The sequence below is a fragment of the Streptomyces lydicamycinicus genome, from assembly GCF_000829715.2.
In the GTDB taxonomy this organism is placed as follows: Bacteria; Actinomycetota; Actinomycetes; order Streptomycetales; family Streptomycetaceae; genus Streptomyces; species Streptomyces lydicamycinicus.
Map to the genome: position 1 here is coordinate 659493 of NZ_BBNO01000004.1, position 19320 is coordinate 678812.

The window sequence follows — 19320 nt, forward strand, 5'->3', positions numbered from 1 at the left end:
GTGACCATGGGGAGAGTTGATGCGGATCATTCCGAGCGAGATCTCGAGCAGTACCAGGAGCCAGGCCGAGCGCAGCGTGTTCGCCGCACTCAAGGCCATCCCGGACGACGAGAGCGTCGCGCTGCACACTGTCCACCTTCCCAAGCACCACAAGAAGCGACTCGGCGAGATCGACTTCATCGTCATCACGCCCGACCTCCTGCTCTTCATCGAGGTGAAGGGCGGCCGCGTGCACCACAAGGACGGAAGGTGGTTCTACGGTCCCGTCGGCCGCGAAGTCGGACCCAAGGAGAGCCCCTGGGAACAGGCCAACGGGGGTATGCATGAGTTCGAACGCGAATTGGGCGCACTGGTCGGTAACTTGAGGCACCACGGCGTACCCAGCGGTTACCTGGTGATCACCCCGGACGTCAACATCCAACGTATGACCCAGTTCGAGCCCCAGCAGTACCTGGGTCGGGATGCCTACGCCGGCGGGCGCGGCTTGGCACAAGGTATAGAACGGGCTATCCGATTCTGGCTTCCACGGAACAGTTGGGCCCGCACTCCCATCCCCGCCCCCCTGCGCAAGAAGATGCTCGAGGCCGTGCGACCGGACTTCGACCTCGTTCCGAATCTGCAGTCGCGGTTGACGCATCTCGAAGTCGCCTTCGAGCGGCTGACGGGCGAACAGCTCGACAGACTGGATGAGTTGGAGTCGACCCCACGCCTCATCTGGACGGGCGGAGCCGGCACGGGCAAGACGTTTCTCGCCGCCGAGGCTGCCCGGCGCAAGTCGGCCATCGGCACAGTCCTGTTCACCTGCGCCAGTGTCACGCTCGCGACTCACATGGGCCGCATCCTCACCGATGAGGCGATCACCGTCCTGCCCTTCGACCGTCTCGACGAAGTTCGAGGACGCACCTTCGACCACCTGATCGTGGACGAAGCACAGGATCTGATGAACTTCGCGAGCCTGGACACCCTGGAGAAGCTGGTCGATGGCGGTCTCGCCGAGGGCCGATGGCTCTTCATGCTCGACCAGAACAACCAGGTCTTGGCTCCGGAAGCCTACGACCCGGGTGCCTGGGAGTACCTGCATCCGCTCGGATTCCCCTACGGACCGTTGAAGCGCAACTGTCGCAACACCGTGCAGATCGTCAAGCAGGTGCACTTCCACACGGGCGCGAACCTGGGCGTGGCCTCCGCGGGCGAGGGGGAACCGGTTCGGTTCACCGAGGTACGCAGTGCCCAGGAGGAGGCAACCGCTCTCGATGCCTATGTGAACGAGCTCGTACGGCAAGACGTCTCCCCCAAGGACGTCACCCTGCTGTCAGTGGCCGGGGACTGGCAGACGAGTTCAGCCCGCCTCTCACAGCGCGCCTCCAGAATCGAACGGTTCGCGGACGTGGTCGGAACCGATCGCACCAAGCACCGGCTCACCTGGTCCTCGGTCGCCGACTTCAAGGGCCACGAGAACAATGTTGTCTGCCTCATCGACCTCGAACCCGAACACCTGGAAGGCAGGCTGGACGCCATCTATGTCGCCTGGACGAGAGCCCGCGCTCAGCTCTGGGTGGCTTGCCGTCCCGGCACCCGCCAAGTGCTCAAAGATCTCGGTGTTGCGGTGCTGAAGCGGGAGGGACGTCTCGGATGAACGACATCGACCCCCGGCTCTCCGAGCACCGCGAAGACTTCGTCAAGTACCTCCGCGACCAATTGGTCGGGCCGGCTATTGCCGAGGACGAGACGCTCGTCGACCCCCCTGACCGGCGCTATCTCATGGGCACCTTGTATCCGCGTGGTGCTTCCCTGACGAAGCACTCGCAGAACGACGGCGAACAAGACTTCAACGAGATCGCGGCCGGCATCGGGGAAGAAGACGGATTTGCCGACGACCCCGTGGCCGAGGCGAATGCTTGGCTCCCTTCCTCTCTCGGATTCTCCTTCTTCACCAATGCCCGTCATATCGAGGTGACGTGTGAGGCGTCCCGTTACGTGACATCCCGCGACGGCGGGCGGCGCAGTTGGCAACGGCAGCCTCGACTGTCGGCCACGGAGACCATCTCCGTGGAGCAGACGACTCCCGTCCCGGTTCTGGACGGACACGGGCGCCTCCATGTCCGTTGGCGCCCCTTCGGTCGTGGGTATCTCGTCACATGCGTGCTCGCCAATGCGCATGACGAGGAGGAGAGCTCCCACAAGGACCGGGACCTGATGCTCTTCCAAGCCGAGTTGCGGGCCACGACAATCGGCGGCACGATCCGCGAGTACCCGAGCACCCGTCTCAACAGCCGAGACGAAGAAGAGCAGGAGCTGCGGGTCCAGTACCAGCACATCCTGACGCGAGCCGTGGGGCACGGGTGCGCCGTCGAGTGGGACGAGGACTCCGAAGAGGTCACCACCGTCAGGGCGCAGATCATGCCCTCGCAGGTGGTCGAGCACATCAAACCCGACGGGCCGAAGAACCTGTCGGTGCTCAACCTCGCGTATCTCTCCCGACCGGAACTCACAGTGGACGATCTGCGGACCGGGCTGCACTCCTTCGTCCTCGGATATCGCGAATGGTGTGATACCCAACGGTCGGACGCCGCGACCCTGGACTCGTGGGCCTCAGCGCCCGCCGCCCGTATTCTCAAACGCATCGATACCGCGCTCCACCGCATGGAATCGGGCGTGCGGGCTCTCACCGCATCGACCCCGGCGGGGGCCCAGGCGCGCGAGGCGTTCAGGCTCGCCAACCGCGCCATGGCACTCCAAATGCTCCACAGTTGCCCCGAGTTGGCGGGCCGCCGCCGCAAGAGGGACGGCGAGGTACTCGAGCTGACCGAGCCCCCCGCCCACTACGCATGGCACCCGTTCCAACTCGCCTATTTCCTTCTCGTCGTCGAGGGGCTGATGAACCCCGAGCACGAGGACCGCAAGACGGTCGATCTCATCTGGTTCCCCACGGGCGGTGGCAAGACGGAGGCATACCTCCTCACGGCCTGCTTCGAGATCCTCTGGCGCCGGCTGCGATTCGGCGCAGCGGGCGGAGGCACAGCCGTCCTGAGCCGATACACGCTGAGCCTGCTCACCACTCAGCAGTTCCAACGCACGGCAACGGCCATCTGCGCCCTCGAGTACATCCGTGCGGGACACGACGGTCCCCTCTCCCACGACCTGGGCGAGGAGCCCATCTCCATCGGGCTCTGGGTGGGCAAGGACACCACACCGAACAAGATCGCCGCCGCTCGGGACGAGCTCAGCGTCCTCAAGCAGATGAACCAGCCCGATGATCGGTTCCTGCTGGAGCGCTGCCCTTGGTGCGGCACCGAGATCGTCCCGGCCCGACAGGGACAGGACAAGGACTTCGGCATCAAGGCGGACGGGGTCACCACCTCGTTCTTCTGCCCTCGCGGCACCTGCATCTTCCACGATCGACTTCCGGTTTCCGTGGTGGACGAGCAGATCTACGAAGAACCGCCGACCTTCGTGCTCGGCACCGTGGACAAGTTCGCCCGCCTGGCGTGGGAACCGAAGGCGGGAAACCTCTTCGGCCGGAACGGCACACGTAAACCCTCGCTGGTGATCCAGGACGAGCTGCATCTCCTGGCCGGTCCTCTGGGAACAACCGTCGGCCTGTACGAATCGGCGATCCTCGAGCTGTGTGCGTGGGGCGGTACCGTCCCGAAGGTCATCGCTTCCACCGCAACCATTCGGCGTTCGCAGGAACAGGTCCGCAGCCTTTACGGTCGCCCTGCCCAACTCTTCCCCCCGGCCGGTATGAAGGCCGGCCACTCGTACTTCGCCTCACCGGACAAGGAGAAGCCCGGCCGCCTGTACGTCGGAGTCATGGCTCAGGGGCACACGGCGTCGACCTCGACCGTCCATGTGGGGGCGGCCGCACTGCAGGCCCCTAAGGAGATCTGCGACGATGACGCCCTTCGGGACACGTACTGGACCGTGGTCGCCTATCACAACAGTCTGCGAGAGCTGGGCCGAACCGTCACGATCGCTCGGGACGACATCCCCGCCCGCCTCGAGCACCTGACGAACGACGCCACACGACGCCGGACGCTGAACGAGGACTCGGTGCTCGAACTCACCAGCAACATCCCGCGCGCGGTCCAACCACGGCTCCTCGAGCGTCTGGGCAAGCATTTCAAGGAACGCGACAGCATCTCTTTCCTCGCCACGACCAATATGCTCTCGGTCGGTGTCGACGTTCCCCGCCTCGGCCTCATGCTCATGAACGGGCAGCCCAAGACGACATCGGAATACATCCAGGCCACCAGTCGCGTCGGCCGACGTCACGTGCCCGGATTGATCGTCACGCTGTTCCGCTCCAGCAAGCCACGCGATCGATCGCACTACGAATCCTTCGGTATCTACCATCGCTCGCTCTATCGTCACGTCGAACCCACCAGCGTCACACCGTGGTCCATGCCCTCCCGCAAGCGCGCCCTACATGCAGTCCTCACCATCCTCGTGCGTCATGGACTCGGCCTGAGCGCCGAGAATCGGGCGGGCGAAATCCTCGATCATCCGGACGGTGTCGCACGGGTCCGCGAACTCATCGTTGATCACGTACGGCGGGCCGACCCGATGGAGGCCAATGATGCAGCCGAGAAGCTCGACAGCCTGATCGAGACCTGGCAGCAGGAGGCCGAAATCGCTAGAGGCGATGGCAGCCGCCTCTATTACCAACCCCAGGGGCGCTTGCACACATCGCTCCTCACCGACTTCGGCAAGCAGGGCGGCATCTGGGAAACACCGCAGTCGATGCGCAATGTCGACCGCGAGTGCCTGATTGCTGTGAGAGGAGCATGAAGCAGTGAAGGACATTCGTCGAAAAGTTCGCAGGGCTCAGACCATCGTGCCCTTCGGTGTCGGTGGGATCATCGACATTCGAGGCGAATCTTTCGTCGCCGCCGACATTCGCAGTTGGGCGGCCAACGGAGAACGGGTCGAATCCCCCCGACTGGCGGCCAAATTGGGCGTGCAAGGCTTTCGCTCGGCACCAGTCATTCCCTCCGGCAAGGCCGCGTACGCGACCCGCATCGGGCCCACGTATGTACGATTTCCCAAGTGGTTGTTCTGCCCTCAGTGCAGGAAGATGGTGCTCTGGCGGCAGAATCTGGAGCAATGGGAGAAGCAGGCGGTCTGTGGCATCTGCCCGGGAAAGCCGCAACTGGCCCCGATGCGTTTCATCCAGGTGTGTCGGGAAGGCCACATGGCTGATATCGACTGGCGGCGATGGGCTCACTCCAGGAGTGAAGGACACGACCAACGCCAGTGCCGAGTTTACAAACTTCGATTCGTGGCAACTCCCGAATCCTCCGGGTTGGAAGCTCTGCGAGTCACCTGCTTCGCCTGTCATGCCGGAAGGAATCTGGCAGGGATCAGCCAGAAGAACGTTCTCAAGCAGGTCGGCCTGGAATGCACGGGAAGCCATCCGTGGCAATCCACGGATGAGGAGGCGGATCCCTGCGAGGAAACACCGCAAGCTGTGCAGCGCGGCGCATCCAACGTGTACTTCCCGATCACGCACTCGGCCCTGGACATCCCTGCACCCGAAGGGCTTTCCGAGGACGACGAGATGGCGCAGATGGTCGTCAACCACCGCATGTGGCCCGACTTCAAGAGCTCCGAAGGCAGTCCGGCCTCCGATGTCTTCAGAGAGTACATCGCACGGGACTGCGGGGTCCCGGAGGAATTCGTCGAGACTCTGCGTCGCCGGTACGCGGACGAAGCCGCCTCGATGCCGTCAGCGGATGACCCTGACGACGATCTCAGCATCGCTGAATGGGCGGCCTTCTCCGCACCGAAGCCCGGTGCCGGCTCCCAGACGTTCTCCGTCCGTCGCACCCACCTCGGAGTGGACCACGACCACCCCGAATCCATGCGTGAGCTGGACGCGCGGATCTCCGGGGTCGTCGTGGCCGATCGGGTGCGCGAAGTCCGCGCGCTCGAGGGTTTCTCGCGATACGAACCCAGCACCGGCGACGGCGAGGAGGGCGACGGCGGCCGCGTGGTGTCGGTCAACACTCAAGGACGGCCCCTGTGGTTGCCCGCCATCGAGACTTACGGTGAAGGAATCTTCATCTCCGTCGAGGAGCATCGTCTGCGCACTTGGGAGGAGCTTCCCTCGGTTCGCGACTGGACCCGACGGATCGAGCAGAACCTGGACGCCTCGTTCAAAGCCGACCGCCTGAGGGATAAGTCCGGCCCGAAGCTTCTACCGCGATTCGTGATGCTGCACACCTTGGCCCATCAGTTCATCCGCCAGCTGTCCTACGACAGTGGCTACAACTCGTCCGCACTGCGTGAACGCGTCTATGCCCGAAGCCACGCGCCGGGCAGTGAACTGCCACCACAGGCAGGGGTTTTCATCTATACGGCCGCAGGGGACTCGGAGGGCACACTGGGAGGCCTCGTCCGTCAAGGTCAAGCACCGAATCTGATCGAGACCCTGATCCGTTTGCTCGAGTCGGCGCAATGGTGCTCCCAGGACCCGCTCTGCGCCGATTCGACGGGGAGGTCCCTGGCCAACCTCAATCGAGCCGCTTGTCATGCGTGCACGCTCCTCCCCGAGACGTGTTGTGAGATCGACAACTCCCTTTTGGACAGGACCCTGCTGATCGGTGACGGCGCGGTCCCCGGATTCTTTCGGGAAGTTGTCCAAGCGGCACTGGACGAGTCGGCAGAGGTCATTGATCTGCCGTGAGATTTCCTTCCCTTCTCGACCTCGAGCCCGAGCAACAGACGATCGTCGATCTCCCCTTCCACGGATGCCACGTGGTCACCGGAGCACCTGGTGCCGGTAAGACCGTGATGGCCGTCTATCGAGCCTGGATGCTGGCGACGGCAGGTCGCGAAGTCACCCTCTTCGCACGCTCCAACCTGCTGCGGCAGTACCTGGCCCAGGCAGCCCCTCGCCTCACGGAGGCCCTGACCGTCACCACATTCCATCGATGGGTCAGGGAATTCTGGAAGGCGCGTTTCCAGACTGCTCCCCCGCAGACGGACGAGGGTGGTTGGAGCTACGACTGGTTCGAGATGCAGAGGCACTGCATCCTGCAACACGTCACATCCAAAGCGCATCTGGTGATCGACGAAGGTCAGAATCTTCCGGTCGCCTTCTACGATTTGTGCCGAATCCTCAACATCGGTGTCACTGTCTTCGCCGACGAGGAGCAGCGGATCGGTGAAGACCAGAGCACCCTGCTTGAAATATGCGAAGCGCTCGCTGCACATTCCGGTCCACTCGTACTACGCAACAACCATCGAAACAGCCGCGAAATTGTCATGCTGGCGTCCGAGTTCCATAAGAACTCCTGTGGAGAGAAGGAGCTTCCGGCAACCGCCGGACAGCTGCCCTGTGTCCTGAGAGTCCCCTCCTTGGGGCACCTCCTGACCAGCATCGCTCAATACTTCAACGCGCAGCCGGAGCAGCGCATCGGGATCATCTGTAGGTCGACCCTGATGATCCGGGAAATCCAGAGCAGACTCACGCATCACGGTCTCGCCAAGTACACGCAGGCGTATGTGCACGACGACGAGCATCGAAAGCGTATGGACTTCTCAGGGAGATCCATCCGGATTTTGAGCACGGCCAGCATGAAGGGCCTCGAGTTCGACAGCGTCTTTGTCCCGGACCTGGACACATACACGGAGGATCCGACGAGCGTCGACGCGCGTCTGCGCTTCTTCGTGCTGTGCACTCGCGCTCGCGAAGATCTGCATTTCGCCTATCGCGGCTCCCACGAGCCCGCCATCTTGTCCGGTATCCCGGAGTCCGTGCTGGCCCGACGCTCCGATTGAGCTTTCGGCGCAGTCATTTGCACCCCAGGGCATGAGCGGAACCGGGCCGGCGCGCCGAGCCCAGGATTCATACACACCGGACTTCGCACTGATTCGCCCGTGATCTTCCCGATCTCCTGCTTTCTGACTACAAAGCAGGAGATCACCATGCGGGGCTTTCTGCTGGTCAGCGGCGGGCCCGTGGAGCCCGGGCAGCCGGCAGGTATGCGACGAGGCCCCGACCGGAGCTTGGTCGGGGCCTCGTCGTGCGGCTACTCCTGGAGTTCCTCGGCCGCCCGCCAGGCCAGATCGGCGAAGCGGGCCGCCTGGGGGTGGGCGCCGTGGGAGGGGTAGGCGAGGTAGGCGCGGACGGTGGGGGCGCCGGTGAGGGGGACGAGGCGGACGGAGGGGTGGGTGTAGCGGCGGGCGGCGGAGACCGGGGCGGTGCCGACGCCGAGGCCGACGGCCACCTGTTCCAGCCATTCGTCCATGTTGCGGCATTCGGCGCCGACCGCCGGGCGGCGGCCGTCGGGCCACATGTCGGGGAAGGTGGTGCCGCTGACGGTGTTGATGATCAGTGGCAGGTCGGCGAGTTCCGTCCAGTCGAGTGCGGTGCGTTCGGCCAGCTGCCAGCTCGCGGGGACCGCCGCGATGCGGGGCTCCTCGTAGAGGAGGACGGTGCGCAGGCCCTTCGGCAGGGGTTCGCCGCGCAGCAGGCCCAGATGCGCCTGGCCGGTGTCGAGTCCGGCCTGGGGGGTGTCACAGCGGATGAATTCGACGCCGACCCCGGCCTCCGCACCGAAACGGGAGGCGAGGCGCGACAAACCCTGGGGAAGTCCCCAACTGAACCCGATGCGCAGTTTCTCCCCTTTCTGTAAATCCCGCAGTGCCGAATCGAGTTGGCGCAGCAGCGGGGCCACGGTGTCACGCAGGGTTTGTCCTTTGTCGGTCAGCTCCGTTCTGCGGGTGCTGCGTTCGAAGAGCCGGACGCCCAGGGACTCCTCAAGAGACCTGATGTTGCGGGTCAGGGTGGGCTGGGCGAGATGCAGGCGGCGGCCGGCGGCCGTGAAGCCGCCTTCCTCGGCTACGGCAAGAAAGCAGCGCAGATGACGTAGATCGATGTTCATTCGCTGAGCGTATAGGCGGTTCAGCAATTTCATTTCTCCACCCCCTGCCCAGTGTCTAGTGTTCTTGGTGCCGCCGAGCGGACAGCACCCCGGGAAGCACCCGGCCGGTTGCCGACGCCGCCGGTGTGAGTCATGCGTTCAACGGGGGTTATGTGCAAGGACGTTGGTGTGCGCCGTCAAGTGGGACGGCGCAAAAATCGACCAAAGTAAGAGTAAAAGAGTCCCTGGCCCGTCGGGCCGTTCCGCAGGTGTCCGCGGTCGGAGTTGCTTTCTTCGCCGCCGCTGCGAACGCTTCCTAGTTCTGTTACCGGACCGCACCGCCCATCGGCGGCGCGAGGTTCGGCTTGATTGATTCGACCTAATGCGATGCGCCGGCCTTTCACCGTCGCTGCCTTGATGACCGCTGTCCTCTTTTGATTCTTTTTCCTTAACCTTTGCTGCCGCCTTTCCGGCTGCTCATTCACCTTCCTCCCGCGCTCCGGCACGCCGCCGCGGCGTGCCATCGGCTGCGTTTTCCGATTTGCCCCTTCTGCTGCCGTAAATCACTGAGAAGGATTTGCTGTGCCCGTAATCGATACGCGCAACGGTCCCCTTGAACATGTCCTGATCGACGGTGACCCGGACCTGACGCCCCTGGTCTTCCTGCACGGCGGACTCGGCTGCCTCGCGGCCTGGGGACGCTTCCCCGCCCGGCTGGCCGCCGCCACCGGACGCCGCGCCCTGGTCTACTCCCGCCACGGCAACGGCGGCAGCGGTCCCGACCCGCTGCCGCGCACCCCCCGCTATATGCATGAGCACGCCCAGGACGTACTGCCCGAACTGCTCGGCGCGCTGGGCCTGCACCGCCCCGTCCTGGTCGGCCACAGCGACGGCGCGTCCATCGCCCTGCTGTACGCCTCGGCGCACCCCGTCGAGGCCGTCATCGGGATGGGCCCGCACATGTACTTCGAAGAGGAGAACCGCGTCGGCATAGAGAACGCCCGCGCCTCCTACGACGCGGGCCCGCTCGCCAAGAAGATGGCCATGGTGCACGACGACCCCCGGGGCGTCTTCGACCGCTGGAGCGGGGTCTGGCTCTCGCCCGCCTTCCGCAGCTGGTCCCTGGAGAACGACCTCGACATCACCGCGCCGGTGCTGATGATCCAGGGAGACGCGGACGAGTACGGCTCGCTGGCCCAGGTCGACGCCGTGGAGCGCGCGGTCAGCGGCCCGTTCCGGCGCCTGGTCCCCGAGGGCTGCGACCATTACCCGCATCTGGTCTGCCCCGACCTGGTCACCGACACCGTGTGCGACTTCCTCGCCGGGCACCCGCAGTCCGTGGGGGCCGCCCGATGACCGCGCCCGCTTCCGTACGCCTCGACGCCCTGCTGGCCCGCTCGGCACAGGTCCACCCCGACCGGACCGCCCTGGAGGGGGCCGGGGAGAGCTGGACGTACGCCCAACTCGACCGTGCCGTGGACGCGTTGGCGGCCCGGCTGACCGCCGAGGGCGTGGCACCGGGCGACCGGGTCGGCGTCTACGCCCCCAAGACCCCGGCCACCGTCATCGCCCTGTACGCGGCACTGCGGGCCGGTGCGGTGACCGCGCCCCTGGACACCGCCGACCCGCCCGAGCGCACCGCCCGGATGATCCGCAACGCGGGGCTGTCCCTGCTGGTGACCGTCGACCGGGCGCTGACCGGCGCCCGCCGCGCCGCCACCCGCGCCCGCGACGGCGCCCCGGCCGACGAGGGCGCCCTCGACCACGGTCTGCACCGGCTGCGGATCCTCGCCCCCGAGGAGCGGCCCGCACCGCTGCCCGCGCCCGCCGACTCCGGCGGCTACATCCTCTTCACCTCCGGCAGCACCGGCTGGCCCAAGGGCGTGCTGCTCTCGCACGAGAACGTCGCCCACTACGCGCTGTGGGCCGCCGGTGAGTTCGGCCTCACCCCGGACGACCGGATCGGCTCACAGGCCGCGCTCACCTTCGACCTGACCACCTTCGACCTGTTCAGCGCCGCCGCCGCGGGGGCCTGTACGGTCCTGATGCCGGATCTGCTGCGGGCCTTCCCGCGCGATGTGGTCGGCTGGCTGACCGAACAGCGCATCACCGCCTTCATGGCCGTGCCGTCGCTCTACCACAACATGCTCCAGCAGGGCGGTATCGCCGACGCCCCGCCGCCCGCCCTGCGCATCGCGGCCTTCGGCGGGGAGGCGTTCGCCCCCGAACTGCTGGAGCGCTACCTGCGGTTGCTGGACGGGGTGCCGTTCTACAACCTGTACGGGCCGACCGAGACCAACGCCTGCACCTATTACCGGGTGCCGGCCGACTGGACCGCCGACCGGGAACTGCCCATCGGCCGCGGGATCGGCGGCGTCCACATCGAGGTGCTCGACGAGGACGGCGCGCCCACCGACGGCGAGGGCGAGATCCATATCGCCGGGCCCGTCGTCTTCCAGGGCTATCTGCGCGGCGGCGCCCCCGACGACCCCACCACCACCGTCACCTGCCGCGACGGCGTCGCCCGCCGCGCCTACGCCAGCGGCGACCTCGGCCGGATCACCCCCGACGGCCTGGTCTTCCTGCGCGGGCGGCGCGACAACCAGGTCAAGCGGCGCGGGCACCGTATCGATCTGATGGACGTGGAGAACGCCGTCCTGGAGCTGCCGCGGATCGCCACCGCCGCGGTCGTCGCCAAGGACGGCCCGCACGCCGGCCAGATCTGGGCCTACGCACAGACCGACGCCACCGAACGGGAGGTCCTGGCCGCGCTGCGCGAGGTGCTGCCCCGGCGGATGCTGCCGGACCGGATCGTTCCGCTCGCCACCCTGCCCACCACCACCAGCGGGAAGGTCGACCGCCGCGCGCTGCGCGACACCGACGGCCACCCCGCGGCCCCCGCACTCCCCGAGGAGATCACCGTATGAACAGCGTCGAAGAACTCTGCACCCTCATCGGCAGCCGGATCACCTGGGGACCCGGCGAGGACGCCGGTTCCCTGGACGCCGACACCCCGCTGCTGGAGCGGGGCCTGGTCGACTCACTGGCGATCATGGAGATCGTCGCGGCGCTCGACAAGGAGGCCGGTGTCAGCCTGCCCGACACCGAGATCGTCGCCGCCAACTTCCGTAGCCCCAAGGCCCTTTGGGCCGCCATCGAGAAGCTCTCCGCCGAGGGCGGCAAATGAGTACGGCGGCGGCCACCGCGGCGCTGCGCACCGGCGCACCGGAGACCGAGGGCTTCGTCGACACCTACCAGGCGCTGGCCGCGCCGGTGCTGAACCAGCTCGCCGGCCAGGACTTCCGCGCACAGTGGCAGGCCATGGCCGACCTCGGGGTGCTCAAGCTCGCCGCGCCGGAGGCCACGGCACCCGGCCCGGTCACCCGCTCGCTCGCCATGATCGAGGGAATCGGTCTGGCCGGCGCCGACCCGGGCCTGTGCTACGCGCTGGCCTCGCAGATCTTCGGGATGCAGTTCCCGCTGCGGGACGCCCTCGGCGCCGACGCCTGGCGCGCGGTCGCCGATGTCCAGGAGGGCCGGGAGCTGCTGTGCCACGCGCTGACCGAACGCGGCGGCGGCAGCGACCCGTTCTCCATGGAGACCCGCGCCCGGCGGGACGGGGACGGCTTCGTGCTCGACGGCGCCAAGACGTTCATCACCGCCGCCCCGGTGGCCGACCGGGCGATCGTCTTCGCCCGTACCGCCGAGGGACGCTCACCGTTCGCGCTGTCCGCGTTCCTCTTCCCGCTCGATCTGCCGGGGATCCGCCGCGGTGAGACCTTCACCAAGACGGCGCTGCCCACCGTGCCGATGGGGGAGCTGCTCTTCGAGGGCGCCAGGCTGCCGGCGAGCGCGCTGCTCGGCCAGGAGGGCTCCGGGCTGGCGGTGATGGCCTCCACCACCGCCTGGGAGCGCTCCCTCGTCCTCGGTTACGCCCTCGGCCCGATGCGGCGCCTCCTGGCCCGTACGGTCGACTGGGCCGCGGAGCGCGACCACTTCGGCCGCCGCATGGGCGCCAGCCACCAGGTCGCGGGGCGGATCAGCGAGATGGCCCTGGCGCTGCACCGCTCCCGCGTCCAGCTCTACGCGATGGCCGCCCGGCTCGACGCCGGTACACCCGCCCGGCAGCTCGCCGCCGGGGCGGCCCTCACCAAGATCTCCGTCTCCGAGGACTACGTACGGATGACCGAGCACGCCACCGCGCTGTCCGGTGTCCGGGCCTTCCTCCCCGGCTTCGACCTCGCCGCCGACCTGGCCGCCCCCATGGCGGCCCTCACCTACGCCGGTCCGAACGACCTGCTGCGCGTGGGTGTGGCGCGGCAACTCGGCCTGCCCGTCGAGAACTGACCGGTCGGAACCCGACCGGCCGACCACCGACCCGAAGGACTTCGATGACGCTGCCGACCCCCCTCGACGATCTCCTCAAACTCGCCGCGGAGACGGGCGAACGGCTCGCCCCGCTCGCCGCGGACACCGACGCCGGACGCGACAACGGCCACGAGAGCTACCGCATCCTGCGCGAGTCCGGTCTGCTCGCCCTGCTCGTCCCCCAGGAGGCGGGCGGCGCCGGCCTCGGCTTCGGCGACTACTGGCGGGTGCTGGCCGAACTCGGCGCGCACCACGGCGCGGCCGCCCTCGGCTTCAACATGCACCATGTCGTCATCGGCGCGCTCGCCGATGCCGCCGGCACCCGGCTGCCCCCGGCCGCCGAGGCCTTCCGCGCCTGGATGCTGGACGAGGTCGTGAACGGCCGCAAGCTGTTCGCCTCCGCCACCTCCGAGGCCGGCCGCGGCGCCAAGCTCCGCGGTATGCAGACCCGTTACCGCCTCTCCGACGACGGCACCCACTACATTCTCAGCGGCAGGAAGTCGTTCGTGTCGCTGGCCGGCGCCGCCGACTACTACGTCGTCGCGGCCGCCCCCGACAGCGGCGGCGAGGACACCGGCGAGGCCTCGCACTTCGTCGTCGCCGCCGACGACCCCGGGGTCAGCTTCGGCACCGTGCCGCAGCTGTCCGCGATGTACGGCACCAGCACCGCCCCGATGACGCTGGACGAGGTCCCGGTGCCGCGCTCCCGGCTCTACCTCGGCGTCGAGGGCATGTCCCTGTTCAAGGTCGTACGCGAACCGCACTGGATGATCGCCGGCTACACCGGCGCCTATCTCGGCATCGCCGAGGCCCTCTTCCAGTACACCGTCGACCATGTCACCGCCTCCCCCGCCCGCGCGGACTCGCCCGTGGTGCAGCAGGAGCTGGGCCGGATGTCCGCCCGGCTGCGGGCCGCCCGCGCCCTGGTGCACGAGGCCGGTGATCTCGTCACCGACCGGCGCGGCAGCCTGGAGGCCAACGCCATGGTGCACGCCGCCAAGTACGTGGTCGGCGAGGTCGGGCCGCAGCTCGCCCAGGACGCGCTGCGGCTGTGCGGCTCGGCCGCGATCAGCCGCAGCCATCCGCTGGAGCGGCTGATCCGCGAGGCGCAGTTCGCCCATGTGATGCCGGCCAAGCCGCAGGAGTGCCTGGAGTACCTGGGCAAGGCCGCCGTCGGGATCAATCTCTACGACGCTCGGGCGTTCGCATGGTGACCCCGGTCCAGGACGAACTCGCGGTGACCCGGGACGCGTTCCGGGCCCTGATGAGCTCGCACCCCAGCGGTGTCGCCGTCATCACCACCGCCGACGCCGAAGGCACACCGTACGGCTTCACCTGCACCGCCCTGTGCTCGGTCTCCCTCGATCCGCCGCAGCTGCTGGTGTGCGCGGGCAACAACGGCAGCACCCTGCCGGTCCTCGCCGCGCGCGGGGCCTTCACCGTCAACCTCCTGCACGGCGCGGGGCGGCGGGCCGCCGAGGCGTTCGCCGGGCCGGCCGCCGAACGCTTCCGCACCGTCCCCTGGCAGCCGGCGCCCGTCACCGGGCTGCCGGCGCTGATCCAGGACGCCCATGCCACCGCCGAGTGCCGGGTCGCCCGGCTCACCCCGGCCGGCGATCACACCATCGTGATCGGCGAGGTGCTGGGCATCCGGACGCACACCCCGGCCGCCGAAGAGGCGCCGCTGCTGTACGGCATGCGCCGCTACGCGACCTGGCCGGCCTGACCCGGCCGTTGCCCCACCGGCCGGCCCCACCCGCGGCCGTGCCGTGCCATCCCACCCCTCCCACCACACGTGAGGAATACGCATGTACCGCACCCTGATGAAGTCGAAGATCCACCGCGCCACCGTCACCCAGGCCGATCTGCACTACGTCGGCTCGGTGACCGTCGACGCCGACCTGATGAAGGCCGCGAACCTGATGGCCGGCGAGAAGGTCGACATCGTCGACATCGACAACGGCGCCCGGCTGTCCACCTACGTCATCGAGGGCCCGGCCGGTTCCGGCGTCATCGGCATCAACGGCGCCGCGGCCCGGCTCATCAGCCCCGGCGACCTCGTCATCCTCATCGCCTACGCCGCCATGACGGACGACGAAGCGGCCTCCTTCGTCCCGAACGTCGTCTTCGTCGACGCCCACAACGGCATCAGCGGCGTGGGTGGCGACCCGGCCGAGGTGCCCGAGGGCTCGGGCCTCCAGCGCGGCGACCTCGTCGCCAACTGACCGTTCTCACACGCCACTTCAGGGAGATGTCATGACGCTCTCCGTGGTCAGCGGGGGCACCCGCGGCATCGGACGGACACTGAGCCTCAGGCTCGCGGCCCTCGGCCACCGGGTGATCGCCCTCTACCGCGGTGACGACGACGCCGCACAGCAGACCGTGCGGGCCGGCGACGGCCGGATCGAGACGCTGCGCTGCGACCTCGCCCGGCCCGCGGAGATCCGGGCGGTCGGCGCCCGGATCACCGACGGGTACGGCGCACCCGCCGTCCTCGTCAACAACGCCGGCGTCAACCGCGACCGGCCGTTCCTGTCGATGGCCGACGAGGACTGGGACACGGTGCTGGCCACCAACCTCTCCGGCCCCTTCCACCTCACCCGGGCCCTGGCGCCGGCGATGGTGGAGGCCGGCGGCGGCAGCATCGTCAACGTCGCCTCCACCACGGCGATCCGGCCCCGGGCGAACGGCGCCAACTACTGCGCGAGCAAGGCGGGCCTGCTCCAGCTCACCAAGTGCCTGGCCCTCGAACTCGCCCCGCACATCCGGGTGAACGCCCTGCTGCCCGGCTTCACCGACACCGAAGAGGTCACCGAGCGCTACCGCCTCGATGACCCGGAGCGGCTGGCCGCCGTCCTGGGCACCATCCCCGGCGGCCGGCTCGGCACGGCCGAGGACATGGCCGACGCCCTCGAATTCCTGGTGACCGCGCGCAGCGGCTACGTCACCGGACAGCAACTCGTCGTCGACGGCGGGCACTTCATGGGCTGACCCCCCACCCACCGGTCCGCTCACCCCACCGGTCCGCCCCGACGGATTCCCTCACCTCTCAGGAGAAGAACCGCATGCGACTGACCCAGCAACAGGCCGACCAGTACCACGAGCAGGGGTTCCTGCTGCTCGAATCCCTCCTCGACCCGCAGGAGGTGGCCACCCTCCGTACCGCCTTCGAGCGCGATGCGAAGGTGCCCGGCCCGCAGGTGGTGACCGAGGACGGCGGCACGGAGGTGCGCGCGGTCTACTCCTCGCACCAGCGACAGCCCGAGTACGCCGGACTGATCCGCGACCCGCGCATCCTGGAGCCCGTCCGGCAGCTGCTCACCGACGATGTCTACATCTACCAGTTCAAGATCAACGCCAAGCCGGCGTTCGGCGGCGACAAGTGGGCCTGGCACCAGGACTTCCTGGCCTGGCGGCTCGCCGACAACCTGCCCGCTCCGCGCCAGGTCAACATCGGCGTCTTCCTCGACGATGTCACCGAGTTCAACGGCCCGGTGATCTTCCTGCCCGGCTCGCACCGCGGCGGACTCGTCCACGAGGGCCGCTCGGCCGCCGCCCGGTCCGAGCAGCACCTCGACCCCGACGACATCTCGCTGTCGCCGCAGCAGCTCGCCGAGCACGTCGACCGGCACGGGATGACCAGCCCCAAGGGCCCGGCCGGCTCCGTCGTGCTGTTCTCCCCGGAGATCGTGCACGGTTCGTCCCCCAATATGTCGCCGTTCGCCCGCCGGCTGCTGATCGCGACCTACAACGACACCGCCAACCTGCCGCGGCCCCAGGGCGAACCCCGTCCGGAGCATGTGGTGTGCCGCGACACCGAGCCGCTGCGCCCGCTGGCGGCCCCGTTCTCGCAGAGCCTGAGCGCGGTGACGGCATGACGGAGCGCACCGGACGCGCCGTCGTCCTGGAGGAGTTCGGCCGGCCGCTGCGGCTGCGGGAGTTCCCGCTGCCCCCGGCCCCCGCCGGCGGGATGGTCGTGGCCTGCGGCTACGGCGGCATCTGCGGCACCGATCTGCATCTTCAGCAGGGCCACCTGGACATCCCCGTCCCGCTGGTCCTCGGGCACGAAGGGCTCGGTGTCATACGGGAGTTGGGGGACGGCCACCACCAGGACGCCACCGGGGCCCCGCTCGCGGCCGGCGACACGGTGATGTGGGCCTCCTCCCTCGCCTGCGGGGTCTGCCCGCCCTGCCGGCTGCACCGCGAACCGACCCTGTGCGAGCGGCGCCGCACCTACGGCGTCAACCGCGCCCTGGCCGATGGGCCGGAACTCTCCGGGGCCTGGGCCGACCACATCGTGCTGCAACCCGGCACCACCGTGATCAAGGTCCCCGACGGCACCGATCCGCTCGCCGCCATGTCGCTGGCCTGCGCCGGTCCCACCGTGGCCCATGCGCTGTACGAGCGGCGGCCGGTGCGGCTCGGGGAGACCGTCGTGGTGCAGGGCAGCGGCCCGGTCGGGCTGGCGGCCGCCGCGTTCGCGCAGCTGGCCGGGGCCGCCAAGGTCGTGGTCGTCGGCGGCCCGGCCGGGCGGCTGGAGCGGGCCGCGGCGGCCGGCATCGGTGATGTCCATCTGAACATCGCCGACGCCGCCGACCCCGAGAAGATCCTGCGCGAGGTACGGGCCGCCACCGGAGGCGACGGCGCCGACCTGGTGATCGAGTGCGCCGGGGTGCCGGCCGCCGTCGGACAGGGCCTCACCCTGGCCCGCCGGGGCGGCAGCTACCTGATCATCGGCCAGTACACGGACGCCGGGGACACCCTGATCAACCCGCACCAGATCGTCCACCGGCAGCTCGACGTGGTCGGCTCCTGGGCCTTCACCGGCGCCCATCTCGTCGAGTACGTCCGGCTGTTGCCGGCCCTCACCGCCCGCTTCGACCTGGCGAGCCTGGTGACGCCGTTCCCGCTGGAGCGGCACGCCGACGCCCTCACCGCGGTGGCCGACGGGTCGGTGATGAAGGCGGTGCTCACGTCCTGACACCGCACCCCTGACGCCCGCCCCCTGCCGCACCGACCCCCGCGGTGCGCAGTCGGCGCGGGCGACGGCCCGGCCGCAGCCCTCCGGCGCGCGGCCGGGCCGGCACCGTTTGCCCGCGCGCCCGCCGCCGCACGGAGCGGCGCCGGCTCACCCGGTGAGCGCCGTCAGCGCCTCCTCCGTCGCCCGGTCGTCGGGAAGGTAGGCCAGCAGATGGTGGCCCGGCTGGTCCACGGCGGCGAGCTTGACGTACCGCAGCCGCAGATCCCCGGCCACCGGGTGCCGGAAATGGCGGACGGCGGGGTGGAACGCCGAGGTCTCCCGGCGGCCGTACCAGCGGACCGCGTCCGGGTCGGCCAGCAGCTCCTCGGTGATCTCCGCATAGCGGCCGTCCTCCGGATGCCGGGCCGCCTTCGCCCGGAACTGGCCCAGCAGACTCCGCGCCTCCGGCTCCCAACTGGCCAGCAGCGACCGGGCCGGCGGCCAGCGGAACACCAGCCACAGCAGATTGCGCTGCTTGGGCGCCAGCCGCGCCAGGTCGGTGAGCAGCGCCGTGTAGCCCGCGTTCCAGGCCAGCAGGTCCCAGTGCGGGTCGAGCACCACGGCCGGGTTCGGTGCCAGCTTCTCCACCAGCGACAGCAGATTGCGCGACACCCACCCCGGCGACCGCTCGGCCGGTGCGGCGTGCTCCACGAACGAGAGCACATGCGCGGTTTCGTCCGCGTTCAGCCGCAGCGCCCGCGCCACGGACCGCAGCACCTGCTCCGACGTACGGACCCGCCCCTGCTCCAGCCACGCGTACCAGGAGCTGCTGACCCCGGCCAGTCCGGCGACCTCCTCGCGCCGGAGGCCCGGGGTACGGCGCCGCGGTGAGCCGGGCAGCCCCACGTCGGCGGGCGCCAGCCGCTCACGACGGGAGCGCAGGAACGCGCCCAGTTCGCGGCGCGGGCCACCGGATCCGCCGTCGTTCACGCCCCACTCCCCTCCCGCACCGCCGGCCTGCCGCTGGGGCCTCGGCCGTGCCCCAGGGTGTGAGCAAGGGTAATCGGCTGCGGGGTCCCGCCGGCCGGCCGCGGTGATGGGCTGGAGCCGCCGGTCCGACCA

16 protein-coding genes are annotated in these 19320 nt (G+C 68.8%); 14 read left to right on the forward strand and 2 right to left on the reverse strand.

Annotation, left to right across the window (positions count from 1 at the left end):
- Window positions 1–19 precede the first annotated feature (19 nt).
- Genes TU31_RS16135 through TU31_RS16150 form a run of 4 tightly spaced genes read left to right on the forward strand, consistent with a single transcriptional unit; the run spans window position 20 to window position 7785 of the window.
- A complete protein-coding gene (locus TU31_RS16135; protein WP_042154878.1) occupies window positions 20–1636 on the forward strand; it encodes an NERD domain-containing protein in 1617 nt (538 codons plus the stop codon).
- Window positions 1633–4791, forward strand: coding sequence for a helicase-related protein (locus TU31_RS16140; protein WP_042154880.1), 3159 nt, complete (start codon window positions 1633–1635; stop codon window positions 4789–4791). Before TU31_RS16135 ends, TU31_RS16140 begins: the two co-directional genes overlap by 4 nt.
- A 4-nt stretch (window positions 4792–4795) precedes the next feature.
- Entirely contained in the window at window positions 4796–6688 is a 1893-nt protein-coding gene (drmB, locus tag TU31_RS38030; protein WP_245698560.1) for an MrfA Zn-binding domain-containing protein, read from the forward strand.
- Window positions 6685–7785 carry an AAA family ATPase gene (locus TU31_RS16150; RefSeq protein WP_042154882.1) on the forward strand — a complete coding sequence of 367 codons (1101 nt, stop codon included), beginning with the start codon at window positions 6685–6687 and terminating at the stop codon, window positions 7783–7785. Before drmB ends, TU31_RS16150 begins: the two co-directional genes overlap by 4 nt.
- A gap of 251 nt (window positions 7786–8036) precedes the next feature.
- Here TU31_RS16150 and TU31_RS16155 read toward each other — a convergent pair whose 3' ends face one another.
- On the reverse strand, window positions 8037–8891 hold the full coding sequence (locus TU31_RS16155; protein WP_042154883.1) for a LysR family transcriptional regulator: 855 nt from the start codon (window positions 8889–8891) through the stop codon (window positions 8037–8039).
- A gap of 561 nt (window positions 8892–9452) precedes the next feature.
- Here TU31_RS16155 and TU31_RS16160 point away from each other — a divergent pair.
- The 10 genes from TU31_RS16160 (at window position 9453) to TU31_RS16205 (ending at window position 18219) form a co-directional block, all read left to right on the forward strand.
- The gene (locus TU31_RS16160) at window positions 9453–10226 is read left to right on the forward strand and encodes an alpha/beta fold hydrolase (protein ID WP_042154886.1); all 774 of its coding nucleotides are present in this window, start codon (window positions 9453–9455) and stop codon (window positions 10224–10226) included.
- Window positions 10223–11797, forward strand: a complete 1575-nt coding sequence (locus tag TU31_RS16165) for an amino acid adenylation domain-containing protein (RefSeq protein WP_042154888.1) — start codon at window positions 10223–10225, stop codon at window positions 11795–11797. Before TU31_RS16160 ends, TU31_RS16165 begins: the two co-directional genes overlap by 4 nt.
- Window positions 11794–12057, forward strand: a complete 264-nt coding sequence (locus TU31_RS16170) for an acyl carrier protein (RefSeq protein ID WP_052718961.1) — start codon at window positions 11794–11796, stop codon at window positions 12055–12057. Before TU31_RS16165 ends, TU31_RS16170 begins: the two co-directional genes overlap by 4 nt.
- Entirely contained in the window at window positions 12054–13217 is a 1164-nt protein-coding gene (locus tag TU31_RS16175; RefSeq protein ID WP_052718962.1) for an acyl-CoA dehydrogenase family protein, read from the forward strand. Before TU31_RS16170 ends, TU31_RS16175 begins: the two co-directional genes overlap by 4 nt.
- A 44-nt stretch (window positions 13218–13261) precedes the next feature.
- Entirely contained in the window at window positions 13262–14452 is a 1191-nt protein-coding gene (locus TU31_RS16180) for an acyl-CoA dehydrogenase family protein (RefSeq protein ID WP_042154889.1), read from the forward strand.
- Complete coding sequence (locus TU31_RS16185) at window positions 14446–14964, forward strand: flavin reductase family protein (protein WP_042154891.1); 519 nt, start codon at window positions 14446–14448, stop codon at window positions 14962–14964. Before TU31_RS16180 ends, TU31_RS16185 begins: the two co-directional genes overlap by 7 nt.
- Before the next feature lie 82 nt (window positions 14965–15046).
- Complete coding sequence (gene panD / locus TU31_RS16190) at window positions 15047–15463, forward strand: aspartate 1-decarboxylase (protein ID WP_042154893.1); 417 nt, start codon at window positions 15047–15049, stop codon at window positions 15461–15463.
- A gap of 31 nt (window positions 15464–15494) precedes the next feature.
- Window positions 15495–16229: an SDR family NAD(P)-dependent oxidoreductase gene (locus TU31_RS16195; protein WP_042154895.1), complete on the forward strand. Its 735-nt coding sequence runs from the start codon at window positions 15495–15497 to the stop codon at window positions 16227–16229.
- 74 nt (window positions 16230–16303) lie between these two features.
- Window positions 16304–17116: a phytanoyl-CoA dioxygenase family protein gene (locus TU31_RS16200; protein WP_042154897.1), complete on the forward strand. Its 813-nt coding sequence runs from the start codon at window positions 16304–16306 to the stop codon at window positions 17114–17116.
- Complete coding sequence (locus TU31_RS16205) at window positions 17113–18219, forward strand: zinc-binding dehydrogenase (protein WP_042154899.1); 1107 nt, start codon at window positions 17113–17115, stop codon at window positions 18217–18219. Before TU31_RS16200 ends, TU31_RS16205 begins: the two co-directional genes overlap by 4 nt.
- 147 nt (window positions 18220–18366) lie before the next feature.
- Here TU31_RS16205 and TU31_RS38665 read toward each other — a convergent pair whose 3' ends face one another.
- Window positions 18367–19188 (reverse strand): helix-turn-helix domain-containing protein, encoded by an 822-nt coding sequence (locus TU31_RS38665; protein WP_042154901.1) that lies wholly within the window; start codon window positions 19186–19188, stop codon window positions 18367–18369.
- Window positions 19189–19320 lie beyond the last annotated feature (132 nt).